The 23,030-nt window shown below is 67.2% G+C and carries 20 protein-coding genes; 6 read left to right on the top strand and 14 right to left on the bottom strand.

Annotation, left to right across the window (positions count from 1 at the left end; translation table 11 throughout):
* Positions 1–59: 59 nt before the first annotated feature.
* From M7H19_RS18020 to M7H19_RS17965, 12 genes are all read right to left on the bottom strand, one after another.
* Positions 60–320 (bottom strand): hypothetical protein, encoded by a 261-nt coding sequence (locus M7H19_RS18020; protein ID WP_298183158.1) that lies wholly within the window; start codon positions 318–320, stop codon positions 60–62.
* Between the two features lie 89 nt (positions 321–409).
* Positions 410–1,588 carry a tryptophan 7-halogenase gene (locus tag M7H19_RS18015; protein WP_298183155.1) on the bottom strand — a complete coding sequence of 393 codons (1,179 nt, stop codon included), beginning with the start codon at positions 1,586–1,588 and terminating at the stop codon, positions 410–412.
* Positions 1,585–2,187 (bottom strand): hypothetical protein, encoded by a 603-nt coding sequence (locus M7H19_RS18010; RefSeq protein ID WP_298183152.1) that lies wholly within the window; start codon positions 2,185–2,187, stop codon positions 1,585–1,587. The genes M7H19_RS18015 and M7H19_RS18010 overlap by 4 nt, the downstream gene beginning before the upstream one ends.
* The gene (locus tag M7H19_RS18005; RefSeq protein ID WP_298183149.1) at positions 2,177–3,094 is read right to left on the bottom strand and encodes an alpha/beta hydrolase; all 918 of its coding nucleotides are present in this window, start codon (positions 3,092–3,094) and stop codon (positions 2,177–2,179) included. Before M7H19_RS18005 ends, M7H19_RS18010 begins: the two co-directional genes overlap by 11 nt.
* A 16-nt stretch (positions 3,095–3,110) precedes the next feature.
* Positions 3,111–4,922, bottom strand: a complete 1,812-nt coding sequence (locus M7H19_RS18000; RefSeq protein WP_298183265.1) for an ABC transporter ATP-binding protein — start codon at positions 4,920–4,922, stop codon at positions 3,111–3,113.
* A 2-nt stretch (positions 4,923–4,924) separates the two neighbouring features.
* Entirely contained in the window at positions 4,925–5,794 is an 870-nt protein-coding gene (locus M7H19_RS17995) for a hypothetical protein (protein WP_298183146.1), read from the bottom strand.
* 73 nt (positions 5,795–5,867) lie between these two features.
* Positions 5,868–6,128 carry a hypothetical protein gene (locus tag M7H19_RS17990; protein ID WP_298183143.1) on the bottom strand — a complete coding sequence of 87 codons (261 nt, stop codon included), beginning with the start codon at positions 6,126–6,128 and terminating at the stop codon, positions 5,868–5,870.
* Positions 6,129–6,254: 126 nt separating this feature from the next.
* Positions 6,255–7,355, bottom strand: a complete 1,101-nt coding sequence (locus M7H19_RS17985) for an acyl-CoA dehydrogenase family protein (RefSeq protein WP_298183140.1) — start codon at positions 7,353–7,355, stop codon at positions 6,255–6,257.
* A 17-nt stretch (positions 7,356–7,372) separates the two neighbouring features.
* On the bottom strand, positions 7,373–8,878 hold the full coding sequence (locus tag M7H19_RS17980; protein ID WP_298183138.1) for an acyl-CoA dehydrogenase family protein: 1,506 nt from the start codon (positions 8,876–8,878) through the stop codon (positions 7,373–7,375).
* An 88-nt stretch (positions 8,879–8,966) separates the two neighbouring features.
* A complete protein-coding gene (locus M7H19_RS17975; protein ID WP_298183136.1) occupies positions 8,967–10,286 on the bottom strand; it encodes an insulinase family protein in 1,320 nt (439 codons plus the stop codon).
* Positions 10,274–11,542 (bottom strand): pitrilysin family protein, encoded by a 1,269-nt coding sequence (locus M7H19_RS17970; protein WP_298183133.1) that lies wholly within the window; start codon positions 11,540–11,542, stop codon positions 10,274–10,276. Before M7H19_RS17970 ends, M7H19_RS17975 begins: the two co-directional genes overlap by 13 nt.
* Before the next feature lie 316 nt (positions 11,543–11,858).
* Positions 11,859–12,326 (bottom strand): DUF6292 family protein, encoded by a 468-nt coding sequence (locus M7H19_RS17965; protein WP_298183130.1) that lies wholly within the window; start codon positions 12,324–12,326, stop codon positions 11,859–11,861.
* Positions 12,327–12,668: 342 nt separating this feature from the next.
* Here M7H19_RS17965 and M7H19_RS17960 point away from each other — a divergent pair, with 342 nt between their 5' ends.
* On the top strand, positions 12,669–13,901 hold the full coding sequence (locus M7H19_RS17960) for an SGNH/GDSL hydrolase family protein (protein WP_298183128.1): 1,233 nt from the start codon (positions 12,669–12,671) through the stop codon (positions 13,899–13,901).
* Positions 13,902–14,028: 127 nt separating this feature from the next.
* Here the strand turns inward: M7H19_RS17960 and M7H19_RS17955 are convergent, their stop codons facing one another.
* Positions 14,029–14,520, bottom strand: coding sequence for a glutathione peroxidase (locus M7H19_RS17955; protein WP_298183125.1), 492 nt, complete (start codon positions 14,518–14,520; stop codon positions 14,029–14,031).
* A 269-nt stretch (positions 14,521–14,789) separates the two neighbouring features.
* On the opposite strand from M7H19_RS17955, the gene M7H19_RS17950 reads away from it, so the two are divergent.
* Together M7H19_RS17950 and galK are read left to right on the top strand one after the other, a co-directional pair.
* Positions 14,790–15,638 carry a DeoR/GlpR family DNA-binding transcription regulator gene (locus M7H19_RS17950; RefSeq protein ID WP_298183122.1) on the top strand — a complete coding sequence of 283 codons (849 nt, stop codon included), beginning with the start codon at positions 14,790–14,792 and terminating at the stop codon, positions 15,636–15,638.
* Positions 15,635–16,852 (top strand): galactokinase, encoded by a 1,218-nt coding sequence (gene galK / locus M7H19_RS17945; protein WP_298183119.1) that lies wholly within the window; start codon positions 15,635–15,637, stop codon positions 16,850–16,852. Before M7H19_RS17950 ends, galK begins: the two co-directional genes overlap by 4 nt.
* Positions 16,853–16,864: 12 nt before the next feature.
* Here galK and M7H19_RS17940 read toward each other — a convergent pair whose 3' ends face one another.
* Positions 16,865–19,390 (bottom strand): LamG-like jellyroll fold domain-containing protein, encoded by a 2,526-nt coding sequence (locus M7H19_RS17940; RefSeq protein ID WP_298183115.1) that lies wholly within the window; start codon positions 19,388–19,390, stop codon positions 16,865–16,867.
* A 362-nt stretch (positions 19,391–19,752) separates the two neighbouring features.
* Between M7H19_RS17940 and galT the strand changes: the two genes are divergently transcribed.
* The 3 genes from galT (at position 19,753) to M7H19_RS17925 (ending at position 22,970) form a co-directional block, all read left to right on the top strand.
* Positions 19,753–20,829 (top strand): galactose-1-phosphate uridylyltransferase, encoded by a 1,077-nt coding sequence (galT, locus tag M7H19_RS17935; RefSeq protein WP_298183112.1) that lies wholly within the window; start codon positions 19,753–19,755, stop codon positions 20,827–20,829.
* A gap of 152 nt (positions 20,830–20,981) precedes the next feature.
* The gene (locus M7H19_RS17930) at positions 20,982–22,682 is read left to right on the top strand and encodes a sodium:solute symporter family protein (protein ID WP_298183109.1); all 1,701 of its coding nucleotides are present in this window, start codon (positions 20,982–20,984) and stop codon (positions 22,680–22,682) included.
* Positions 22,683–22,694: 12 nt separating this feature from the next.
* Positions 22,695–22,970 (top strand): hypothetical protein, encoded by a 276-nt coding sequence (locus M7H19_RS17925; protein ID WP_298183106.1) that lies wholly within the window; start codon positions 22,695–22,697, stop codon positions 22,968–22,970.
* Positions 22,971–23,030 lie beyond the last annotated feature (60 nt).

Genomic DNA, 23,030 nt, shown 5'->3' with positions numbered 1-23,030 from the left:
GGGGCCCACCGAGGAGAACTGGTGGACCCCCTGGTCATGCGAACCACGCCGCCGTGGACTTAGTTCTGCATGCCCTTCGTCCGCATGGACAGCAGTTCGGCACCGGACTTGCCCGACGGAACGCCGCCGTCGTGCTTGGCCGCGCTCTCGTGGCCCACCAGGTCGAGAACCATGTTCCCGGCCACGAAGAGCACACCGGCCGCCGTGACCAGCGCCGGCGTGCCGAGAACGGGAGCCGTGCCGTTGGCCCGCTCCAACGGACGCAGCACGCCACCCTGCTCCGGAACGGCCGACTGAGCAGCCTTTTCAATGTTGTTCATTATCACACCTCCACTATTGGCCGGCGCTATGCCGACAAACACCAGCGTACTGGCGGAAACGCTTTACACATCCATCAAGTAAACGATTGTTAGCCCCGCGGGAGCGGCATTTCCAGCGCCGATACGAGTGGACCTTCCGGGCACTCGCAGTCGAACAGAGGACCATTTCCCTCCAGCGCCCGACGAGTCCGGCCGAGCGCCGGTCCGAATTCACGCGAGTTCAACATCCCGGTGAGGTCCCGCACCAACTCCGCCTCCGTCTGCCGCTGCCGCGAAGGGTCGAGACAAAACGCGGCGAATTCCCGCGTACACCGGAGGGTCTCGGTGTAGGCGTCGACGTAACGAGCGGACATCTCGACACCGTCGGCGAGCCCGGAGAGCACCGAGTGCAACATCTCTGCGGCGGCCTGAGCCGCGAGCAGGGCGACCGTGGCGGGCGACAAGAACAGTGGATCGGACACACCGGCCGCATCGCCCACCGCCAACCAACCGGGTCCCGCGATGCGCTGAGAACTCCAAGGAGTCCACACAGTACAGGTGGAGTCACGGTCCTGTTCGGGCCGACGCAATTGCCCGACCTCGACATAGTCCGCACAGGGAAGAACCCACCGCCACAACGCCCCGTCTGCCTGTGCTTCGGTGTGGAACACCTCGGGTTCGCCGGTCGCCTGCTCCGGTGACAGTCGAGTGCGGTGCACGTGCCGGGTCGACGCCGGATCGGACACCCGGTCACCGAATCCGCCTGCGATCACGCGATCCTCGCCACTGGCATCGACCACGAATCGGGCCGGAATCCGATGTGTACCGTCGTCGGAGCCCCGGTCACGGACGTACACACCGGTCACGACGTCGTTCGACACGACTGGTCCCGTAACGGTGACGGACGGTTCCAGTGTGGCACCCAATTCACCGGCGCGACGCCGGATCAGTTCCACCAGTGCGGCGTAGTCGACGTGGTAACCATGGTCGTACGACCCGGGTCCGGTCACAGGGCTGCGCCACGGTGCCGAGCCATTGCCCCAGTCCAGCACCGCGTACTCCGAGCGGCGAGCGCCGGCCGCGACGATCTGCTCGCGTAGCCCCAATTCCTCCAGTACCGAGTGCACGCCCGCGGGCAGCGCCTCCGCACCGCTGTTCCCGGCCCGTCCACCGTTGTCCAGCACCCGCACCCGGTAACCACGGCCCGCCGACAAAGCGGCGATCGTCGCACCCGCCAGTCCGGCGCCGACGACCACCACATCGGCGACCTCACCACGTGCCGTCGTCACCGTGTCCGCCGCTCCACCGCCGTGTCGGCGCCCGCCTCCTGGTGCGAACGCTCGTGATTCGGGGCCACGGCATGGAACTCCGACAGAAACACCATCGTGGGCTCGTCCTCTTCGTCGTACCCGCCCGACACCGCGATCAGGAACTGGGTCTGCACCGCGTCGGGATGGTGTGGTCGGGTGGCGACGTGCGCCAGCAACGTCAGGTACGGCACCGACAGCTGCACGGTGGGGTCGGCGTTACCGTTGTTCGGTCCGCGCTGTCCGATGAATCGCAGCAGTTCCGCCGACGTGTCGAACACCGTCTTCTCGGCCCTGCGGTGCGGGTGCCACACCGCGTGCAACAAAGTGCGCTCCTCCACGTGGCTGACCTCGCGCCACTCCGTGAGCGTCCCGTCCGACAACTTGTCGCGCATCAAAAGATGGTGGTCGTGGATCCCCGGGTTGGGCGCGAAGAACCTCCAGTCGGTGACGATGAGGTAGAGCTTGTCCCAGAAGCTCGGCTTGCTCTGGTCGCGATAGAGTTTCTGGCCCGCCACGGTCAGCCCGAACCACGTGGCGAACAACGCATACAGTGCGCCTCTGGCCTTCCTACTCGCCATAGTTGGCTCCTTCTCCGGCACCGGACACCGGGACTTCGTTTCTCGGCTGGAGCACCGCCGTCACGGCCTGGGACACGAGCTGGGCCCAGCGTGCGTTGAGGATCAGTTCGAAATGCCCGGCTTCGCGCACCGGCACCGCGAAGGAATTCCGGGACCACGACAGGAAGTCCTGCTGCAACCTCTGATGAGCCACGTCGTTGCGTAGGGACTCCCCCGAGATCACGACCCCGAGCGGGAACTCGTCGGGAAACGTTCCCACCTCCACCTGCGTGGGATCGGAGTTCTTCCACCAGACGAGTTCCGAGACGGCCGTGCGCCAGAAGGCCGCCCGGTACAACTGGGCCCTGGCTGTCCGTGCGGCTTCGTCGGGAAGGTCGACGAACTGCTCCTCGATCCGCTTGCGGGCAAGGCCGAGACTCGCCCGCAGAGCGGACAGTTTCAGTGACTGCTCCAACCAGGCCATTCCACGCCGTTGAGTGGCGGAACGCCGCAGTTCCCACGGGTGGAGCGCGTCCACGAACACCGCACCCGCCACCCGATGCGGATGTCGTCCCACGTAGTGGCGGACGATGAGGCCGCCGAAGGAGTGTCCGACGAGCACGACCGGCCCGGTGACCCCCACGGCGTCCAACAGCTCGTCGAGGTCATCCGCCAGCCGGGGCACCGTCCGCGGTCGCGGACCGGGATCGCTCCAGCCGCACCCCGCGCGTTCGTAGGCCAGTGTGGGCACCTCGGGTGGCAAGCCGCGGCGCACCCACTCCCACACCTGTAGAGGTGAGGCTAGACTGCTTTCGAACACCACGGTGGGCGTGTCCGTCGGGGTGCCTCGCAACGACACGTGCAACCGTCGGCCGTCACCGAGGCGGACGAGCGTATCGGACGAGTCGTCCTTCAACGCGGGTGGCATAGGTCCACAAACCTCCTTACACCAGGGGAAGTGAGCCGCGCAGCGAGCCGACCGCACAGTTTTGGCCCGATACCGTTTCCGCACGGCCGGACGGGCCACCGAACTGGATCGAGGTCAACCGCTGGTACAGCGGGCTGTCCTGCAGCAGCTGTTCGTGTGTGCCCATCGCCCGCACTTCGCCCGCGTCCATCACCACGATCCGGTCGGCGTCCACGATGGTGGAAAGCCGGTGGGCGACGCTGATCACCGTGCACTCACGGGCGATCTGGGTGACGGTGTTCCGCAGCATCAGCTCGGACTCCGAATCCAAATTGGATGTCGCTTCGTCGAGGAGGAGGACGGACGGTCGACGCAGCAAGGTCCGCGCGACCGCCAACCGCTGGCGCTCACCGCCGGACAGCCCCGCACCGCTTTCACCGAGCTCGGTGTTCAGGCCCTTGGGCAGCCTCCGCACGACCGGTTCCAACCCACTGAGGGCCAGCGCGCGTTCGAGCTCACTGTCGCTTGCTCCGCTCTGCCCGTACAGGAGGTTGTCGGCGATGGTGCCACGCAGTGCCGTACTCTCCTGCTGCACGTAGCCGACCAGTTTGCGCAATTCTCGCACCGGGATCGTGTTGATGTCCTGCCCGCCGATGAGGATGCGCCCATCCTCCAACGGGTAGAACCGCATCAGCAGTTGCAACAACGTGGTCTTACCGGAGCCCGAGGGACCGACGATCGCGGTCAGCCCCCGGCCCGGAGCCGTGAACGAGACGTTCCGCAACGCCGGTGTGTCACCGTGGCTGAAACTGGCCCTTTCGAATCTCACTTCGTCGTGGCTTTGTTCGGACAGGTTCACGGTGTCCACCGAATAGACGGGGGACCGCACCTCGGCCTCCTGCTCGATGTCGGCCAGTTCGCTGATCCGACCGATCGCCGCCCTGCCCTGCTGAAGCTGTCCGATGGCCATGAACAGCGTGATCAGGGGCGACACCAGGTAGAACAGGTACATGATGAACGCGGTCAGCGAGGCGGCGCTGAGTGAGCCCGTGGCCACCCGGCTCATCCCGGTCACGATGACGACGGCGAGCGACACCTGCATACCGATGCCCATCGCGGGCGCCAGCAGCGCCCCGAGCGCACTGACCCTGATGCCGGACCGGCGAGCCGCGAAAGCGAGTTTGCCGATCCGATCCTTCTCGAAGTCCTCCGCTCCGGAGGACTTCACGGTGGCGAGCGCGCTGATCGCTCGATGCAGGTCGGCGCCGAAATCACCCATGATCGTGCGTTGCTGGGTGGCGACGACCTTGAGCCTGCGGGCCAGGACCAGGGACAGAACGCTGGCGACCGCCAGACAGCCGAGCGTGATCCCCAGCAGCAACGGGTCGATGAGGAACATCAGCACGGCCCCGCCGAGCACCATGGCGGTGTCGACGACGATGGAAGACAGGCTCTGGGACAAGGCGATACGCAGCATCGCCGTGTCGGCGATGATGCGGGACGAGATGTCACCGATCCGGTGCTTACCGAACGCGCGGTAGTCGGCTCCGAGTACGCGATCGACCAGCACGGTCCTGGTCTGGTAGACGATGCTCTCGCCGGTGCGCCCCATGGCGTAGGCCTGCAACGCGCTCAGCGTGGCCTCCGCTGCGAACAGCAGCAGCACGATCACGATCGGCCAGGCCAGGGGCGCGCTGTTCTCCACCGTGGCGATCAGTTGCCCGATGAAGACGGGTTGGGCGAGGCCGGCCACAGCGGCCACCAGACCGAGCAGCACGGCGCCGGCGATCTTGCCCGCGTGCTTCCTGGTGATGTGGCCAACGAGGCCGGCCTCACCTTCCAACCGCACCCTCAAGCCTCTTTCTTCCTACGTCCTAGGGCGCGGGAGCAGTACATCACCGCCGGGTAAGTACCGAGGAAGGCCCATACGAAGCGGTTGAGTCCCATGAGGACGGCATTGCCCGCGTGGAATCCCGCTCCGGTAGCCAGCAGCGCACGGGCCACCGGAGCGGGAGCGACAAGCACCAAGGGGAAGAGCATCTCGCCCACGATGGTGCCCATGCCGACCGCACGAGAGAGTTTGGGGCGAGTACGCAGGAACTCGAACGCGCGCTTGTGGCCGAACATGTGGGTACGGAAGATGTCGCGCACGGCGCTTCCGTCCCTCCACACCGGGGAGACGAGTTTGGCGACTCCGGCGATGCCGTACGACAGGCACGACTGCGCGGCGATGAACCAGAGGCAGGCTTGGCGGGCGCGGGCGTCGGAACCGAACCAACGACCCAACGCGATGCTGGTCAACGAGAGAGTGAGCACGGCTTCCGATCCGTCGGAGCCGTAAGGACTGCGGGCGTGCACGGCGAAATTGGTCGCCGCGAGGTAGGTCGCCGCCGCGGTCTTGCTCGACGAGGAGGAACGCGGATGGAGCAACGTCGCCGCCGCCATCACCCGTAATCCGAACAGCGCCTGGATACCCGGCTTGTCGAACACCACGCCCAGGGCCTTCGCGGGTCGGCCCGTCATCCACCGGTACCGGGTACGTGCGACGTCCCAGCTCAGCAGCTCACCCCGGTCGAAGTCACGAGACGAGGCGAGGTACTCCAGCGACGACACGGCCGCGCCCAGTCCGGTCAACTGCTCGACCCGGCGGAAAGCGCGGTCTTGTTCCTTACGGTCGATCGCGGAGGCGAATCGCTTCTCCAGGGACTCGATGAGGGCCACGGTCGCCTTCCTTGTACTCGTCTTTCGAGGAAATGAGGTGTGGTGTCGCACGGGCGACACCACACCCGATCACTCACTTGATGCTGTCGACCCGCATCCCGAGCAGCTCGTCCACGGAGCCCGACTCCGGAACCGGGCCGGTGGGCGACACCTCGGAGGCGTGGTGGTTCTCGACCAGGTCCGTGATCAGACCCAGCGTGAACACGACACCGGCACCGGCGGCGTAGCCGGCGTAGGCCGGGGTGGCCAGGACCGGGCCGACAGCGGCGCCCACCTGCAGCGGGCTGAGCGTCTCGTCCGCAGTGGAGTTAGCGAACTTTTCCACAGTGCTCATTGGTTTCTCCTCATGCTCGATGAGCTTGCGGGCTCCACGTTATGCCGTGCTCACGGGCGCCTCATCCATCAGATCAACGATCTCCTCCGACAACTTGTCCACGAATGTGCCGGGACGCATTCACCGTCACAGCACGGGAAATCGTGGATATCCACCGAATTGCGTACGAGCGACCTCCCCTTCGGCCGCGGCACCGAAAACCGAGTGCGAGGACAGTGATTCGACTTCTCTCCAAGCCCGCTCCAATGGGTGTCCACTGTAGAGTGAACTGCCTCCGGCCTTGGTGAAGACGAACCGCACCGTCGCAAGAGCCGCTTGCTGTGCGTGGAACTGCGCCGCGGCCAGCCGTACCCGGATTCCACGGGACGGCGTCATATTGGCCGCGGGAACCGCTGCCGTCCTCGCCGTCTCGGCGATCAGCAGTTCCCGCGCGGCCAGGAAGCCTTGCACGGATCGGTTGAGTTCACGTTGCAACATCGGTTGCTCGATCATGCGCTCGACCGATCCCGCCCGGGACCGATGTCGGGCCGTCGCGACGAACTCACGCACGGCCCGGCGAGTGATTCCGAGAAGCACACCGGTGGCGGCCTGCCGGGTGTGCAGCGGCATCGGTAGCGACCGGGAGTGCCGAGACAACTGGGGTCCGGTCACATCGACGACCTGCTCGTAAGCCACGGTGACCTCGTCGCACACCACGTCCGGTGCGGCGGTGTCGTCGAACCGTCCGGAGTCGACGGAAGCCTCCCTGCGCACGGACGCGGCCGGGAGCAGCGCCACCAGCTCGCGTGGTCCGCAGCGGCACGGCAACGCTACCCAGTCGGCGCAGTCCGCTCCCGGGACCTCGTGCCAACGTCCCGTGAGCAGCAGGCCGTCCTCGCCGGGTTCGAGCACACCGCTGACCGTGTCGGCACCTGCGACGTGCGCGCCCTCGTCCACGCCATCCCGCAGCGAGGGAATCGCCCAGTGGAGTACGGCGGCGGCCTGTGCGGCCACGAACAGCCTGCCCATCGGGCCGTCCTCATGGCCGATGTGTTCACAGACGTGCAGCAGTGTCTCCGGTGAAGTCGCCGCGCGCCACGGCGCGGACAGATCGAGCAGCCCCGCTTCCCGGAGCGCGGTCGTCACCGACATACCGTCCTGCGTGGCGGCCACAGCCCGGCGTGCGGCGTCCACCGCCTGCGCCGCCGATGGGCCACATCGCTCGTCCACGGAGATCGTTCCCGTCACTGTGGCTCCTTGCCCGTTCATGTCGCATCGGGATGTCCGACAAGCCGCAGCGCATTGCGCCGGTAGACGTCGTCGCTGACGGCCAGGTGTTGGCCCGCGCCGTAACAGTCACGGAGCAACCCGCGTAGCGTGCGGGACGTTTCGAAGGAACCGACGTGTTCCACCGACCTCGACACCTGTTCGATCACGTGTTTGGCCGTGTCCACGGCCTGCCGCAACACCAGTGCCAGTCGTGCCGCGGACCGCGGTGCCAGCTGTGGTTCGAGGGAGAGTTCCTCCCAGTACTCGTCCACGGTGTCGAGCGCGAGCGCGCGGGCGGCGGCGAGAGCGGTTTCCAGTCGCGCGAACTCGATGGCGGTCTCCTCCGCCCACGGCACGGTGGGCGACGACATCAGCGCGGTGAGCTCGTCCAGTGCCCGGCGTGCCAGGCCGAGCGGCAACCCGATCATGAGCACGCCCTGGATGTTGTAAGGGCTGAGCCGATGCAACGGGTCGGGCGACTGGGACGGTTCGGTGAACAGCGGCGCGATGAAGTCGGCGGGCACGTCCACATCGTTGAGGACGATGTCGTGGCTGCCGGTTCCGGCCAGCCCCGCTACGTGCCACGTGTCGAGTACCTCGGCCTTCCTCCACGGCACGAACGCCAATCGGGGTACCCGCGTACCGTCGTCGGCCGGCACGGTCACGCCCGCCATGATCCAGTCGGCGTGCAGGCAGCCACTGTTGAAACGCCAGCGCCCGTTGAGGCGGTAGTGCCCGTCACCGCTCGGTTCGGCGGTGCCCGTCACCGCCGTCGAGCCCGCGAGCACGAACGACCCGTTCTCCCCGGACATTCGTGCCAACGTCTTCGGTGGCAACCATGCGGCGTAGGCGTTCTGGTTGCCGATGAATGCGCACCACCCGGTGGCCGCATTGGCTCGGCTCAGTTCCTCGATGACGGCCACGACGGTCCGGCCGGACAGGTCCGCTCCACCGAGCGAGCGGGGCAGTCCGATGCGGAAGATTCCACACTCACGCAGAGCCGCGACCACCGCGGGGTCGAGTGTGCGAGCGCGGAGGGAGTCCTGGGCCCGGCCACGGGAGATCGGTGCCAGTGCCCGCGCCTTGTCGAGCGGGTCCTCGTATGTGCGGGCGATCTCGACGATGTGGCTCGTCTTCTCGATCGTGGGAGCACACGCGTCGGCTTTGCGCCAGAACTCCGCGACCGGGGCGGGGGCCTCGGGCCACAGTGCCCAGGTGGCGGTGGACAGCTCACCCGCGGAAGCGACGGCGCAGGTGAGCACGGTGCGTTCCCCGCAACGTACTTCCATGGTGAAGGACGTGGGATCCGCGATCGTCTCGATGTCGCAGTCGGTCCCCGCGTGTCCGAGTCGGTACCGAGTCCGGCCGTTGGCACGTCCCGTGAACTCCACGGAGACGGCACTGCCGACCAACCACGGCCAGCACTGCGGGGCGGACAGCAGGTGCCATGTCCATTCGACCGGCACGGCCACCGACACGGTCACCTTGTCCGGATCGCTCACCGTTCCTCCACGTCGCTCGTCACGACGCCGTCGATGCTAGGAACGGCGGCGCGGCCTCGTCCTCCGTCAGTCGACTGATCCCACTCGATTACCGGTCCGTCGATCGATGCACCATCGTTTGGGACTCGGGCAGTTGCGCGTGGAGGGTCGCTGTGTCCCCCAACACGATCTCCGTGGCCAGCTCCGGGTCGAGGTAACGCCGTGCCACGGATTCCACATCGGATTCCGTCACGGTGTTCAGGTGCCGTAGGTGTCGCTCGACCCAGTCGAGTTCGACTCCCTGGTCGGCGAGCAGCAGCATCAGGTCGGCCAATTGTGCGGAGGAGCCCATGGTGAGTGTGTGCCTGCCGAGCGCACATCCTCGGACGCGTTCCAGTTCCGCTCCTCGAACGGGATCGGTCGCCAGGCGACGCAGTTCCTGACGGATCAGGTCGAGTGCGGTGGCGGTGCTTTGCGGGGAGACGTCAGCCGACACCACCAGTTGGCTGGCCTGGCGCTGATGCACCAGGACCGAGCGTGGCGTGTAGGCACAGCCGTGGCGTTCCCGCAGGGTCTCCACGAGCCGGCAGGAATACATGCTTCCCAAGGAGAGATGGGCCAGCTCCACGGCGGGAAAGTCGGGGTGCCCCAGGCCGACGACGTCCAGCCCGAGACGGATCGACGACTGCACCGCCGATCGACGGTGCACCAGGGTCAACGACCCCGGGCGTGGTGGGGGCACCGGTGGAGCGGAGGGTACGGGCTCCGGCCCTCCGAGCCAAGAGGCGAGCGCGTCGGAGGCCGCCTCGAATGTGTCGGTGACCGGTTCCGGGGCGACCACGATGAGGGTCGCCGAGTCCGGCCGCAACCGGGACGCGTGGAGGTCGAGCACCTCGTCCGTGCTCACCTGCCGCACTCGCTCGGGAGAGGGCGCGGACTCTCCGTAGGGGTGGCCCGCGTACCGAACGGTGGTGAGTGCCTCCTGCACGGCCAGGGCGGGTTCACTGCCGGCCACCCGGAGCGCGTCGGCGATCCGGTTGCGGGCGGCGTTCGCGACCGGTTCCGGACAGTGGGGTGTCCGGAGCACCTCCGCGAGGAGGTCGAGCAGTTCACGGGTGTGTGTGGCGAGCGCATGTCCGCCTATGACGAGGCTGTCGGCGCCCGCAGCCGCGTACAGGTGGCCGCCGATGGCGTCCAACCTGTGCGGAAAGCGCTCTCTGCCCGAAAGAAGGGTCTCGGCCAACACGGCGGCGACGGCCGGTGCGCCGGTGAGCGGCACGCACAACCTCAGCTCGACCAGCGGGCCCGGCCTCGCCGCGGCGAGGACACACAGCCCGTTCGCCAGCCGGGCCCGGTCATGACTGGGAACGCTGACCGAGTTCAGCGGCTCGACGGGTGGGATCGCCCCGGCCGCGGTCATGCCGTCCATGCCGTCGCCTCCGTGGTGAGTTCGACCGTGGCGCGTGGTCGCGAGCGAAGTGACGCCGCGGCCGCGCGAACGTCGTCCTCGTCCACCGAGGAAAGACGGCGCAGAAGTTTACCGCCGAAGGTGGGCTCGTTCCGTTGGAGAGCGAACCGGGCCGCCCACACGGCTCGCGCGGACACTTCGTCGAGACGCCCGGCCAACCGTGCGGTGAGTCGACCCCGAGCGCGGACGAGTTCGTCCGGCCCCGGTCCGACATCGGCGACCGAGTGGAATTCCCGGTCGACGGCAGCGAGTACCCGTGCCGCGTCGGTACCGGGACGAAGATAAGCGGCCACGCAGAACCCTGTGGGATCACGTACCCCGAATGGGTCGCCGACCAGGTTCGCCGCCGCGTCCACGGCCACCGCGACACCGTCGTCGTGCACCAGCCGCTGCGACAGCGGCGCTCGGCCTCCGACCAGGAGTTCGGCCAACACCACGTACGGAAGGAAGGCCTCCAGGTCGTGGATCGGGTCGGGTACGCGCCAAGCCGCCGCCACCGCGGGGAACGGGGCGAGCGGATCATGCTGCTCACCATGCCGGCTTCGGGCCGGTTCGGGCTCGGCCGCGTCGATTCGGGGTGCTGACGTCGCGGCCGGGATATCGCCGAAGTAGGCATCGGTCAGGGTGAGTGCTTCCTCCGGATCAACCTGCCCGGCCACCGCCACCACCGCGTTCCCCGGTACGTAGTGGTCATGGAGGAACCGCTCGACGTCGCCGACGGTGGTCTCGGCCAGTCGCGCCATGTCCTCGTAACCGTGGTGGGTGTTGGCGAACCGGTCGAACAGCAAGGCCTTCAGGGCGCTTCGAGGGAAGGCCCCGTAGGGAACGTTGTTCACCGTGGACTGGAATTCACCGGCGATCACCTCGATCTCACGTCGCAAGTGCTGCTCGGTCACCCGCAGCCCACGCATGCGGTCGGCCTCGCAGAACAGCACCTGTCGCAACGCGCCCGGCGGCACCACCTGGTGGTACACCGTGTCGTCGGAGCGGGTCACCGCGTTGAACACACCCCCGGTCCGCTCCACGAGCCGCGCGTGTTCCCCCGGCCCGACGCCGGTGGAGCCCTGGAACATGAGGTGCTCCACCAGATGCGCGAGCCCCACCTGGTCCCTTCGTTCCGACCGGGTGCCGGCCCCGTACACCACCGCGACGCACACAGAGGGCACAGTGGACTCGGGGTCGACCACCACACGCAGCCCGTTGTCCAGTCTGGCCACATGCCCCGCCGTCGCGCGTGTTCTTCCCGACATCAATTCGACGGGGGCGAGACGAGGGAGCCCGAACCGCGGTGGTCGACGTTCGCCCCTCCTCGGCTCAGCCACATCGCTGCGGTCACGATCGAGAAGCCCTGGGCCATACGCTCGCACCTTCCGTAAGCCTGTCGGCACGGACGTTAACGAGAGTCACCCCCGACTCCAATGTCACGGCCACGATTTCAGCAGTTTCACGGACTTCTCATCGCGAAGGACTCAGCCGTTCGCCCCATGCCCGGTCCACGGAATCAGGCGGCCGCCCCGACAGCCGCCCGGTCGTTCAGCCGACCTTGCCGACCGGCGCGGCGGTCCAGCGGTTCCGGTCTTCCGCAAGGCCCGCGAGACCCGCGCTGCGCGCCATCCAGCGCAGTCCACGGCGAACCTCGGGCACGGGGAACTCGGGTGGCGTCGACTGTCCGTACGCCTGCCCCCGCAGAAGGGCCGAGGTGTAGGAGGCCAGGGCGCTGGGAGGCGGTAGCGGGTCGCCGCCGAGGTAGCTCACCACGATCAGGTCCTCACCGCATCCCGCCTCGACCGCGCCCGCCCAGCCGTGCCGTTCGTCCCACAGGAGGGCGACGTCACGGTCGGGGAAGTCGGGCAGGTGCCCGTCCACCGCGAGGTATAGGCTCAACGGCTCGGATTGGATGTACGACGAGTCCCCGGTCAGCCCCAGGGTTTCCACGGCACTGCGAACGTAGTGTTGCAGCCCCCGCGTCTCCGGATCTCCCGGTCCCAGTTCCCATTCCATCGGCTCTCCGACCAACTACAGATCACTCACGGTGTTTCGGTGTTTCTCGGCCCCGACGGTCGCCGGGCCGCTCAGGAGATACCCCGGCGAAACACTCACCCAAACGTGTGTATGGCCGTTCGCACATCGGCGCCGTTCGCCCTCTCCGTGCCGGGAGTGCCGCAATCGTTCCCCTACGCGGGCCCCTTCGGAGTAGTGGTCCAGACCGTTCATCCCGATTACGCCGCCATTCGTCTTACCGTCGCGCCATTGACCGCTGACTCCTTGTGACCGGCACCACTCGGTGTTGTCATGAGTGATCGACGAGTCAGCCCGCGAAGTCGGGGAGGAAGGACGTCGGTGATGAGACGAACACGGTCACGTATCGCGATTGGCTTGCTCAGTGCTGCCACTTCCCTGGCACTGCTCACTCCCCCGGCCGCTCACGCCACCCCGCCGGGCCACTCCGAGTGGATCGGCAGCTGGCACGCCGCCATGACCACGGCCGCCGCGAGCGGCCCCTCCGCCGAGGGCTTCACCGACACCACCCTGCGGCAAGTGGCTCACCTGTCGGTCGGTGGTGACGCCGTACGAGTCCGGATCAGCAACGCTTACGGAACCGATCCGCTCACGGTGGCGGCGGTCACCGTCGCCCCCAGGTCGGACGACGCGGCGGGCACCCCCACGGTCGACCCCAAGGCACTCACCGAGGTGACGTTCGGAGGGCGGGCCGCGGTGACGATCCCCGCGGGCGCCGACTGGATGTCCGACCCGGTCGACGTGTCCGTGCCGGACGACTCGGATCTCGTGGTGAGCATGTACCTGCCCGGTCCCACCGGCCCGGCCACCACCCACCGGGCGGGGTACGCCACATCGTTCGCCGCCTCCGGTGATGTCACCGCCGACGCAGGAGAGGCGTTCGACAAGCTCGACACCTCACGCTACTTCCTCACCGGGGTGGACGTGACGACCCGCGCCCGTGGTTCCGTGGTGTTCTTCGGCGATTCCATCACTGACGGCGTGATCTCGACGGTCGACGCCAACCTGCGCTACCCGGACCAGGTCGCCGACCGGCTCCTGACGCGCCCTGGTCCTCACCGGTGCGGGGTGCTCAACAGCGGCATCAGCGGCAACCGGCTGCTCACCGACGCCGGAGCCTCCGGCGACTCCGCCCTGGCCCGGTTCGACCGGGACGTGCTGAGCAGGCCGGGAGTACAGACGGTGGTACTGCTCGAAGGCATCAACGACATCGGCAACAGCGAGGGCGCGCTGGAGCCGGAACAGCTCATCGCCGTCTACCGCCAGTTCATCGCCCGCGCCCACGCCGCCGGGATCACGGTGGTGGGCGCGACACTGACGCCGTTCGAGGGCGCCGCGTACTACACCGAGGCAGGCGAGGCCGACCGCCAGGCAGTCAACGAGTGGATCAGGGACTCGGGTGAGTTCGACGCCGTGGTGGACTTCGACGCCGTGCTGCGTGACCCCGCCCATCCGAGCCGCATCCTTCCCGCCTACGACCCGGGCGACCATCTGCACCCGAACGACGCCGGGTTCGCCGCGATGGCGGCCGCGGTCGACCTGCGCACCATCTGCTGACCGCGGCCGTGGCGGAGGCGACGACGATCTCGGTCGTTCCCCGCCACCGCCGCGGGATCGGCGGATCCTTCGGGAAGAATCCGACCGCTGCACCCGCCGACCCAGTCCGACCGGCCCGGCCGGTCCGCTAGTCCCGCGCCAGCGCCGCTTCCACCGCCGTGGCGATCTCGTTCGCCTCCGGTTCCGTACGAGGCCGGAACCGGGCGAGCACGCTGCCCTGGCCGGTGACGAGGAACTTCTCGAAGTTCCACTGGACGTCGCCCGCTTCACCGTCGGCGTCGGGATGCCGCGTCAGCTCGGCGTACACGGGATGGCGGTTGGGCCCGTTGACATCGATCTTGGCGAACATCGGGAAGCTCACGCCGTACGTGGTGGAGCAGAACTGGGCGATCTCCTCGGCCGTTCCGGGTTCCTGACCGGCGAACTGGTTGCACGGAAAACCGACTACGGCGAATCCGCGGTCGGCGTAGCGCCGGTGCAGACGCTCCAACCCCTCGTACTGGGGCGTCAACCCGCACTTCGACGCGACGTTGACCACCAGGAGGGCCTTCGCCCCCAGTCCCGCGAGAGTCGCGGGCTCACCTGAGAGTGTGCGCAGTTCGATATCGGTCAGAGCCATGACGTGCCTTCCTCCGCCGTGACGATCGTGGCGAAGGGAAGTCTACGTCGACGGCGGGCTTGTTCGGTTATGTTGCGATGCTGCATCGTTTCCAACATCGATGTGACGCCGGGCTCTACCCCACCGAACCCCATAAACCGTTGTTACCAGCGAGTTCTGCCCTGTCGACCGCCGGAAGGGTATTCCGATACGCTTGTGAAAATGTGCGATCCTGTGCCAGTAGGTGCCGGGCAGGATCGGCAGCGGGAGAGCGCGAGGAGGGCAGACCGATGTTGGCGAGCCAACGCCGGTCGCGGATTCTGGAGGAGCTCCGCCGGTCCGGTGCCGTGCGGGTGAGCGCACTCGTCGAGCGACTCGGCGTATCCGACATGACCGTGCGCCGCGACCTCGAAGTGCTGGCGCAGCAGGGACAGTTGCAGAAGGTGCACGGCGGCGCAGTCCTGCCGGGCGGGCGCAGTACCGAGGAACCCGGGTTCGCGGCAAAGTCGAACCGGGAGAACGCCGAGAAGTTCGTCATCGCCTCCGAGGCGTTGCGGTTCGTGGAACCGGGCATGGCGGTGGGGCTGTCCGCCGGCACCACGACGTGGACGTTCGCCCAGCTGCTGTGCGACCTGCCGGACATCACCGTCGTCACCAATTCCGTACAGGTCGCGGATCTGTTCTCCAGCCGACCCCGTGCCGACCAGACCGTAGTCCTCACCGGAGGCATCCGCACACCGTCGGAGGCGCTGGTCGGTCCGTTCGCGGTCACCGCCATCCGGTCGGTGAACCTCGACATCATGTTCATGGGCGTGCACGGCATGGACGTGCGTAGCGGCTTCACCACCCCCAATCTCATGGAGGCCGAGACGGACCGCGCGTTCGTGGAGGCGTCCCGCCGGTTCGTGGTACTCGCCGACCACACCAAGTACGGCGTACTGGGCATCAGCACCATCGCCGACATCGAGGCGGCCGATGTGCTCATCACCGATTCCGGCCTCGCTCCCGAACACCGTCAGGCTCTGCGGGACCGTGTCGGCGAACTCATCGTGGCAGAGGTCGCGGGTGGTTCGAGCGACGTGAACACCGCGGCGGCGAGCGAGATGAACCCTCCTCAGGAAAGCGAGCCCAGCGCATGACCAGGAACACCGAGAACTCCGGAAACACCGGGAACGCAGGAAACACAGGAAGCACAGCCACCCTGCTCGACATCACCGAGGTGTCCACGGCTTTCGTCACCGCCTTCGGCCGGCAGCCCGACGGCGTGTGGTCCGCCCCGGGCCGGGTGAACGTCATCGGCGAGCACACGGATTACAACGACGGTTTCGTGCTGCCCATGGCACTTCCCCAAGGCGTGCACGCGGCGGTTGCCCGGACGGAGAGCTCCCGGATACGCATGCTGTCGCTGCAGGAACCGGATTCCCCGGTGACCGTCGACCTCGATGCCGCCCCGGGTGAGGTCACCGGCTGGTCCGCCTACCTCGCCGGTGTGGTGTGGAGTCTGCGGGCGGCCGGATACGCCGTCGGTGGTGTCGACATCGCCGTGGACGGCAACGTCCCGGCCGGTGCGGGGCTGTCGTCCTCGGCGGCTTTGGAATGCGCGGTGGCCTACGCGCTGAACGACCTGTTCGACCTGCGGATCGAGGCCAGCGAACTCGCGCGGTTGGCTCAGCGGGCGGAGAACGACTTCGTGGGGATGCCGTGCGGGGTGATGGACCAGATGGCGTCCATGACGTGCACGGCGGGCCACCTGCTGTTCCTGGACACTCGGTCGATGGTCACCGAGCAGGTGCCGTTCGATCCGACCGAACAGGGCCGCACGCTGCTCGTGATCGACACCCGTGCCCCGCACCGGTTGGTCGACGGCGAGTACGCCGAGCGTCGCCGGACGTGCGAGGACGCGGCCGCGGCCCTGGGTGTCACCGCTTTGCGAGACGTCTCCGCCGAGGACCTTCCCGCCGTACTGTCACGGCTGGACGACGACGTGCAGCGCCGCCGCGTGCGGCACGTCGTCACCGAGAACACCCGGGTGACGGAGGTCGTGCGCAAGCTGCGGGACGGGGACCTCGACGGCATCGGACCGCTGCTCACCGCCTCCCATGTCTCGCTGCGGGACGACTACGAGGTCACCGTGGGGGAACTCGACACGGCCGTGGACGCCGCACTCGACGCGGGCGCGCTGGGCGCCCGGATGACCGGTGGCGGTTTCGGCGGTTGTGTGATCGCGCTCGTGCCGAGCGACCGCGCCGACTCGGTGGTCGACGCGGTCCGTACGGCGTTCGACAAGGCGGGCTACAGCGAGCCGCGGGCATTCACCGCCGTCCCGGCCCAGGGAGCGCGCCGCGTCCGCTGAGCCGGGCCGGTGTCAGCTCCGCGCCAACTCGGCGACCTCCTCCTTCGTCAGCGCCCTGTCGAAGACGCGGACCTCGTCCACGTCACCACGCAGGTGGTCCACCTGCTCCCCGCCGTACTGGGCACGCCCGATCACCGTGTTGCCGCTGCCCTCCTGGGGTGTGCACGCGCTTTCGTGTTCCGCCGGCTCGCCGTCCACGTAGAGCGAGAGCGTGCCCGCCCGCGCGTCACGCACCCCGGTGAGGTGGTACCAGCGTCCGGGTTCGGGTTTCTCCGACGACAACGCCCGCAGCCCGGCGTAGCTGAAGGCCCACCGTTGGTCCTGGCCGGAGTACTGGAGGAAGAAGGCGCTGTCGGTGCCGGTGTCCTGACTGACCACGGTCTGGAATCCGTCACCGGCCTCGTCGAGTCTCACCCATGCCGACACCGAGTAGTCTCCCGCGGTGTCCACCAGCGCCGCCCCGGTGTCGACCTCCCCCGCACCGTCGAAGGACACAGCGCCACCACGCACACCGTCCGTCCATTCGGCACCGGTGAGCGTGGCGTCAGCGTCACCGACGGCGTCGGTGGCCACCGATCCGGAACCGTCGTCGAACGGGTAGGCGTGCACACCGTCGAGGCCCGGCGTGCCGGGGCCGGGTTCGGTGCCGCCGTCGCCGGAACCGTCGGCTCCGGCGATGATCTCCTCGTTGACCTCGCGCACGGCGTCGAAGTCCATCTTCTCCACCTGCCGGTCGTAGGTGAAAAAGCCGTTGACCTCGTGTTCGACGTCGGTGAGTTGGGTGTAGACCGCGCCGCTGATGGCGCACGACCGCGCGGCCTGCAGCACGGCCCGCTGGTTGTCCACGTACGCGGCGGTCAGACTGTCGGAGTCGGGCAGCATCTGGTAGGCGTGGCCTTCGCCGAACCACATGTGCCCGTCGACCTCCAGGCCGAATCCGCCGTGTTCGCCGTCGATCGACACGCGTGTCTCGTCGGGCATCGGTGTGGCCGGGCCGACGTAGGCGTGCCAGTCGATGACGTGTCCGGCACCCGAGTCGCCGAGTGAGTCACAGCAGTTGACCCCACTGTGGGCGTTGACCAGTCGAGTCGGGTCCTGCGCGGCGACCTCCTCGGCGATGCGGCCGGTGTCCTCGCGCGACCACTCGCCCCAGCCTTCGTTGAACGGCACCCAGCCGATGATCGAGGTCCAGTTCTTCTTCTGTTCCACGAGTTCGTGGAGCTCGGTTTCGAACCGCTCCGCGGCATGGGCCGGTGGCCGTTCTCCCGTGCGCATGGACGGCATGTCCTGCCACACCAAAAGGCCCAATCGGTCGGCGTGGTAGTACCACCGGTCGGGCTCGGTCTTGATGTGCTTGCGCACGGTGTTGAAGCCGAGTCGCTTGTGCTGTTCCAGATCCCAGCGCAGCGCCTCGTCGGTGGGAGCGGTGTAGATGCCGTCGGGCCAATACCCCTGATCCAATGTGGACAACAGGAACAGGACCTCGCCGTTGAGCGTGATGCGCAGTCTGCCGTCCTCGCCCAGGGCTGTGCCGATTTCCCGCATCCCGAAGTACGAGGACACCTCGTCGACCGGGCGGTGTCGGTCCCGCAGCACCACGTCGAGTTCGTAGAGGAACGGCGAGTCGGGCGACCACAGTTTGGCGTCCGGCACGGACAACTCCAGCGGCTCGTCCGGCGCTCCTTGCGTGCGGCTGACGACACGGCGGCCGTCCCGGACCACCGCCTCCACCGTCATGCCGTCGGTGTCACCTTCGGTGTTCACGGTGAGCCGCAACGTGGACGAGTCGAGGTCGGGCACCATGTCGAGGGTGTCGACGTGGCCCGCGGGTACCGGCTCCATCCACACGGTCTGCCAGATGCCGGACGCGCTCTCGTAGAAGATGCCGCGGTCGGGAACCCGACGTTGCTTGCCGACCGGCTGCCACGTGGCGTCGGTGCGGTCGGTGACGCCGACGACGATTTCCTGTTCCCCGGAACTCGTCAACGCGTCGGTGACGTCCGCGGAGAACGCACCGTAACCGCCCTCGTGCGAGGCCACCTCGTGGCCGTTCACATACACCGTCGCGGCGTGGTCGACCGCTCCGAAGTGCAGTTTCAAACGGTTGTGCTCACCGATCCGCCACTGGTCGGGCACGTGGAAGGTGCGGCGGTACCACATGTGGTCCTCGTGCCGTTGGATGCCGGACAGGGCCGACTCGGTGGGATAGGGCACGAGGATGCGTTCCGGGAGGGTCTCGCCGAACGGCGGTCGATCGCCCTCGCTCGCGCCCGCGAACTCCCAGACGCCGTTGAGGTTGTGCCATTGCGCACGGGTCAGTTGGGGCCGGGGATACTCCGGCAGCGCGTTGTCGGGGGATACGTCGTGAGTCCACGGTGTCACCAACCGTGGCTCTCCCCTGGTCCAGTCCTGCGTCGGTTCGGCGGCCGCCGTCGGCGTGAGAGCCGCCGCGACCAGGAGTGCGCACAGGGCGGCGAGCAGACTCCGTGAGCGGAGTCCACGGCCGCGTGGTCGAGTCGGTGGTGCGAGTGACAGCACAGTCGAACACCTTCCTCGCGAAAAGACCGCGCCGGCTTCATCGCCGACGCCGGACACGCCGGTGTTCACACGAATCTCACTCCGGCGTGAAGCATTTCACACATATCGACCACCGAGTGTCAACACTTGTACTCACTACCGACCAGGTTTCAACAGATGGACCGGACGAACTACCTTCCCCGTCGCCAACACAGCGAACACTGTCCGTGAACACCGCCCGTGAGCAGAGCCCACGCGAGCAGCCCGACCGGCCGAGTTGCCCGGCCAAAGACCGACCGCGGACGCTGCTGTTGGTTTCTGTTGCTTTATGATTGAATAAATCAGTTCGGCAGATCGAGTGAGTTCGAAGGGACCTGAGCCCGGTGCAGAGGACGCGTACGAAGTTGGCTGACGGCCGCGAACTGCTGTACTTCGCCGCCGACGGCGAGGACGTGCCCGCTCCCCCGGATCCCCGCCGACTGCCTCCGGTCAGCACGTCCTCTCAGCTGCGCTGGGACCCACTGCTGGACGAGTGGGTGATGATGGCGTCCCATCGGCAGAACCGGACGTTCATGCCGGCTCGCAGCGACTGCCCGCTGTGCCCTTCCCGAGACGGCCACCAGACCGAGATCCCGGCCTCCGAATACACCGTGGCGATCTTCGAGAACCGCTTCCCCAGCCTGTCCACGGGAGCGCATCTCGACGACGTGGACGTACTTCACCCGCTGGTGGACGTGCGCCCCGGTTTCGGCCGCTGCGAGGTGGTGTGCTTCACCAGCGACCACAATGCCCGTTTCGCCGACCTCAGCCCCGAGCAAGCCCGCCTGGTGGTGGACGCCTGGGCCGACCGCACCACGGAGCTGTCCGCGCTCGACGGCGTGGAACAGGTCTTCTGTTTCGAAAGCCGGGGCCGCGAGATCGGTGTCACGCTGTCACACCCACACGGGCAGATCTACGCCTACCCGTTCGTGACGCCCCGAACCCGGCGAATGCTGAACGTCGCACGCCGACACCGCGAGCGCACCGGACGAGACCTGCACAGCGACGTCGTCGCCGCCGAACGACAGGCGGGGCTGCGGGTGATCGCTGAGACCGAGCACTGGGTGGCGTTCGTCCCCGCGGCCGCCCGCTGGCCTGTGGAGGTGCACCTCTACCCGCTGCGGCGCGTCCGGACGATCCCCGAGCTGAACGACGCCGAACGGGACGATTTCGCCCGGCTGTACCTGGACGTACTCCGCCGATTCGACCGGCTTTACGACTCACCACTGCCCTACATCTCGGCCTGGCACCAGGCGCCCGTCACCGACGACGAGGATCTGAGCTACCTGCACCTCCAGCTTTTCTCGGTGCGCCGCTCGGCCGACAAACTGAAATACTTGGCTGGTTCCGAGTCGGGCATGAACGCCTTCATCACCGACGTGCTCCCCGAGGACGTCGCGCACAGACTCCGGGAGGTGTAGGCATCGGAAGAAAACAACCGCTGATTCCACGGTATCCGTTCTTATTCGGCTGCCGTGGCAACGAACAAGATTCCCAGTACGTGAAGTCGACGGTGATTCGCGTAGTGGTCCTCAATCAAATGTGTGACTGTTGTTGACACCGGAGGTGGGCCGTGCATGTCCTCGCCGAAGCGGACCTGCGGCTTGATGCCAACGCGATCGACTACCTGTTGCTCGCTTTCTACTTCGTACTCGTCCTCAGTATCGGCTACCTGGCTCGCAAGCAGGTATCGACGAGTCTCGACTTCTTCCTGTCCGGACGGTCACTACCGGCGTGGGTGACAGGTCTGGCCTTCGTGGCCGCCAACCTCGGCGCGATCGAGGTCATGGGTATGTCGGCCAACGGTGCCCAATACGGCATGCCGACCGCGCACTACTTCTGGATCGGCGCGGTACCGGCCATGCTGTTTTTGGGCATCGTGATGATGCCGTTCTACTACGGTTCGAAGGTGCGCAGCGTTCCCGAATTCATGCTGCGCCGATTCGGTAAACCCGCGCATCTGGTCAACGGCATCAGCTTCGCGCTGGCACAGATCCTCATCGCGGGCGCGAACCTCTACCTGCTCGCCCTGGTGATCAACCTGCTGCTCGGCTGGCCGATCTGGGTTTCGGTGATCCTGGCCGCCGTGATCGTGCTCGCCTACACCGCCCTCGGGGGCCTGTCCGCCGCCATCTACAACGAGGTGCTGCAGTTCTTCGTCATCGTGGCGGCCCTGCTGCCGCTGACGATCGTCGGTCTGGTCAAGGTCGGTGGTTGGCAGGGACTGGTCGACAAGGTGTCCGCCGGACCGGGCGGGGCCGAACAGCTGAGCTCTTGGCCCGGTAACCAGCTCACCGGGTTCGGCAGCAACTTCCTGTCCGTACTCGGCATCGTGTTCGGTCTGGGCTTCGTGCTGTCGTTCGGGTACTGGACGACCAACTTCGTCGAGGTTCAGCGGGCGATGGCTTCGAAGAGCATGTCGGCCGCCCGCCGCACGCCGATCATCGGCGCGATCCCGAAGATGCTGGTCCCCTTCATCGTGATCATTCCCGGCATGGTCGCGGGTGTCAGCGTCACCGAGCTGGCCGGCGAGAACAAGGCCGCGCTGATGAGGGGCGAGGACGCGCCCAGCGGTGCCACGTTCAACGACGCGCTCCTGCTGCTCATGCGCGACCTGCTGCCCAACGGCATGCTCGGTATCGCCATCGCCGGTCTGCTCGCGTCGTTCATGGCTGGTATGGCGGCGAACCTGAGTTCGTTCAACACGGTGTTCACCTACGACATCTGGCAGTCCTATGTCATCAAGGACAAGCCGGACGGCTACTACCTCAGGACGGGCCGCGTCGTCACCGTGATCGCCACGGTGCTGGCCATCGGCACGGCGTTCATCGCCGCGTCGTACGCCAACCTGATGGACTACCTGCAGCAGCTGTTCTCGTTCTTCAACGCGCCGCTGTTCGCCACGTTCATCCTCGGTATGTTCTGGAAGCGGATGACGCCCACCGCCGGTTGGACGGGTCTGGTTTCCGGTACCGCCGCGGCGGTCGGAGTGTTCCTGCTCGCCGAGACGGGCGTGTGGGACCTGCCGGGGCAGGGTGCTTCGTTCGTCGGCGCGGGAGCCGCCTTCGTGGTCGACATCGTGGTGAGTGTGGCGGTCACCTACGCCACCCAGCCGAAGCCGGAGGCACAACTGGTGGGCCTGGTTTACTCTTTGACGCCGAAGGAGAACCTGAGGCACTCCACCACCGGGGAGGACGCGGGTTGGTACCGCCGTCCGGGCCTGCTCGCAGGCATCGTGCTGGCCGTCACCATCCTGTTCAACATCATCTTTTAGGAGGCGGTAACCATGACGAACTCCTCCGGCACCAAAGCCCAAGCCTTCGATGTTCGGCTGGTGATCGCCTTACTGACCGGTGTCTACGGCATCGTGCTCACAGTGATGGGAGTCGGTTTCACCAGCGGCGAGGACATCGCCAAGTCGGCCGACATCAACATCAACCTGTGGTCCGGTATCGGCCTGCTCGTCTTCACGGCCTTGTTCGTGTTGTGGGCGAAGCTGCGCCCCATCGCCGTCCCGGCGGAGGAAGTCGAACGGCTGGAACAGGAGAAGAAAGACCACTGAGACCCGGATCGACTGTGGCGGTCACCCTGGTCAGGGTGACCGCCACAGTCGTGTCCGCAG

This window comes from Saccharomonospora sp., from assembly GCF_027317685.1.
GTDB lineage: Bacteria > Actinomycetota > Actinomycetes > Mycobacteriales > Pseudonocardiaceae > Saccharomonospora.
The sequence above is the reverse complement of the archived record's forward strand: the minus strand, read 5'-3'. Positions and strand labels throughout refer to the sequence as shown.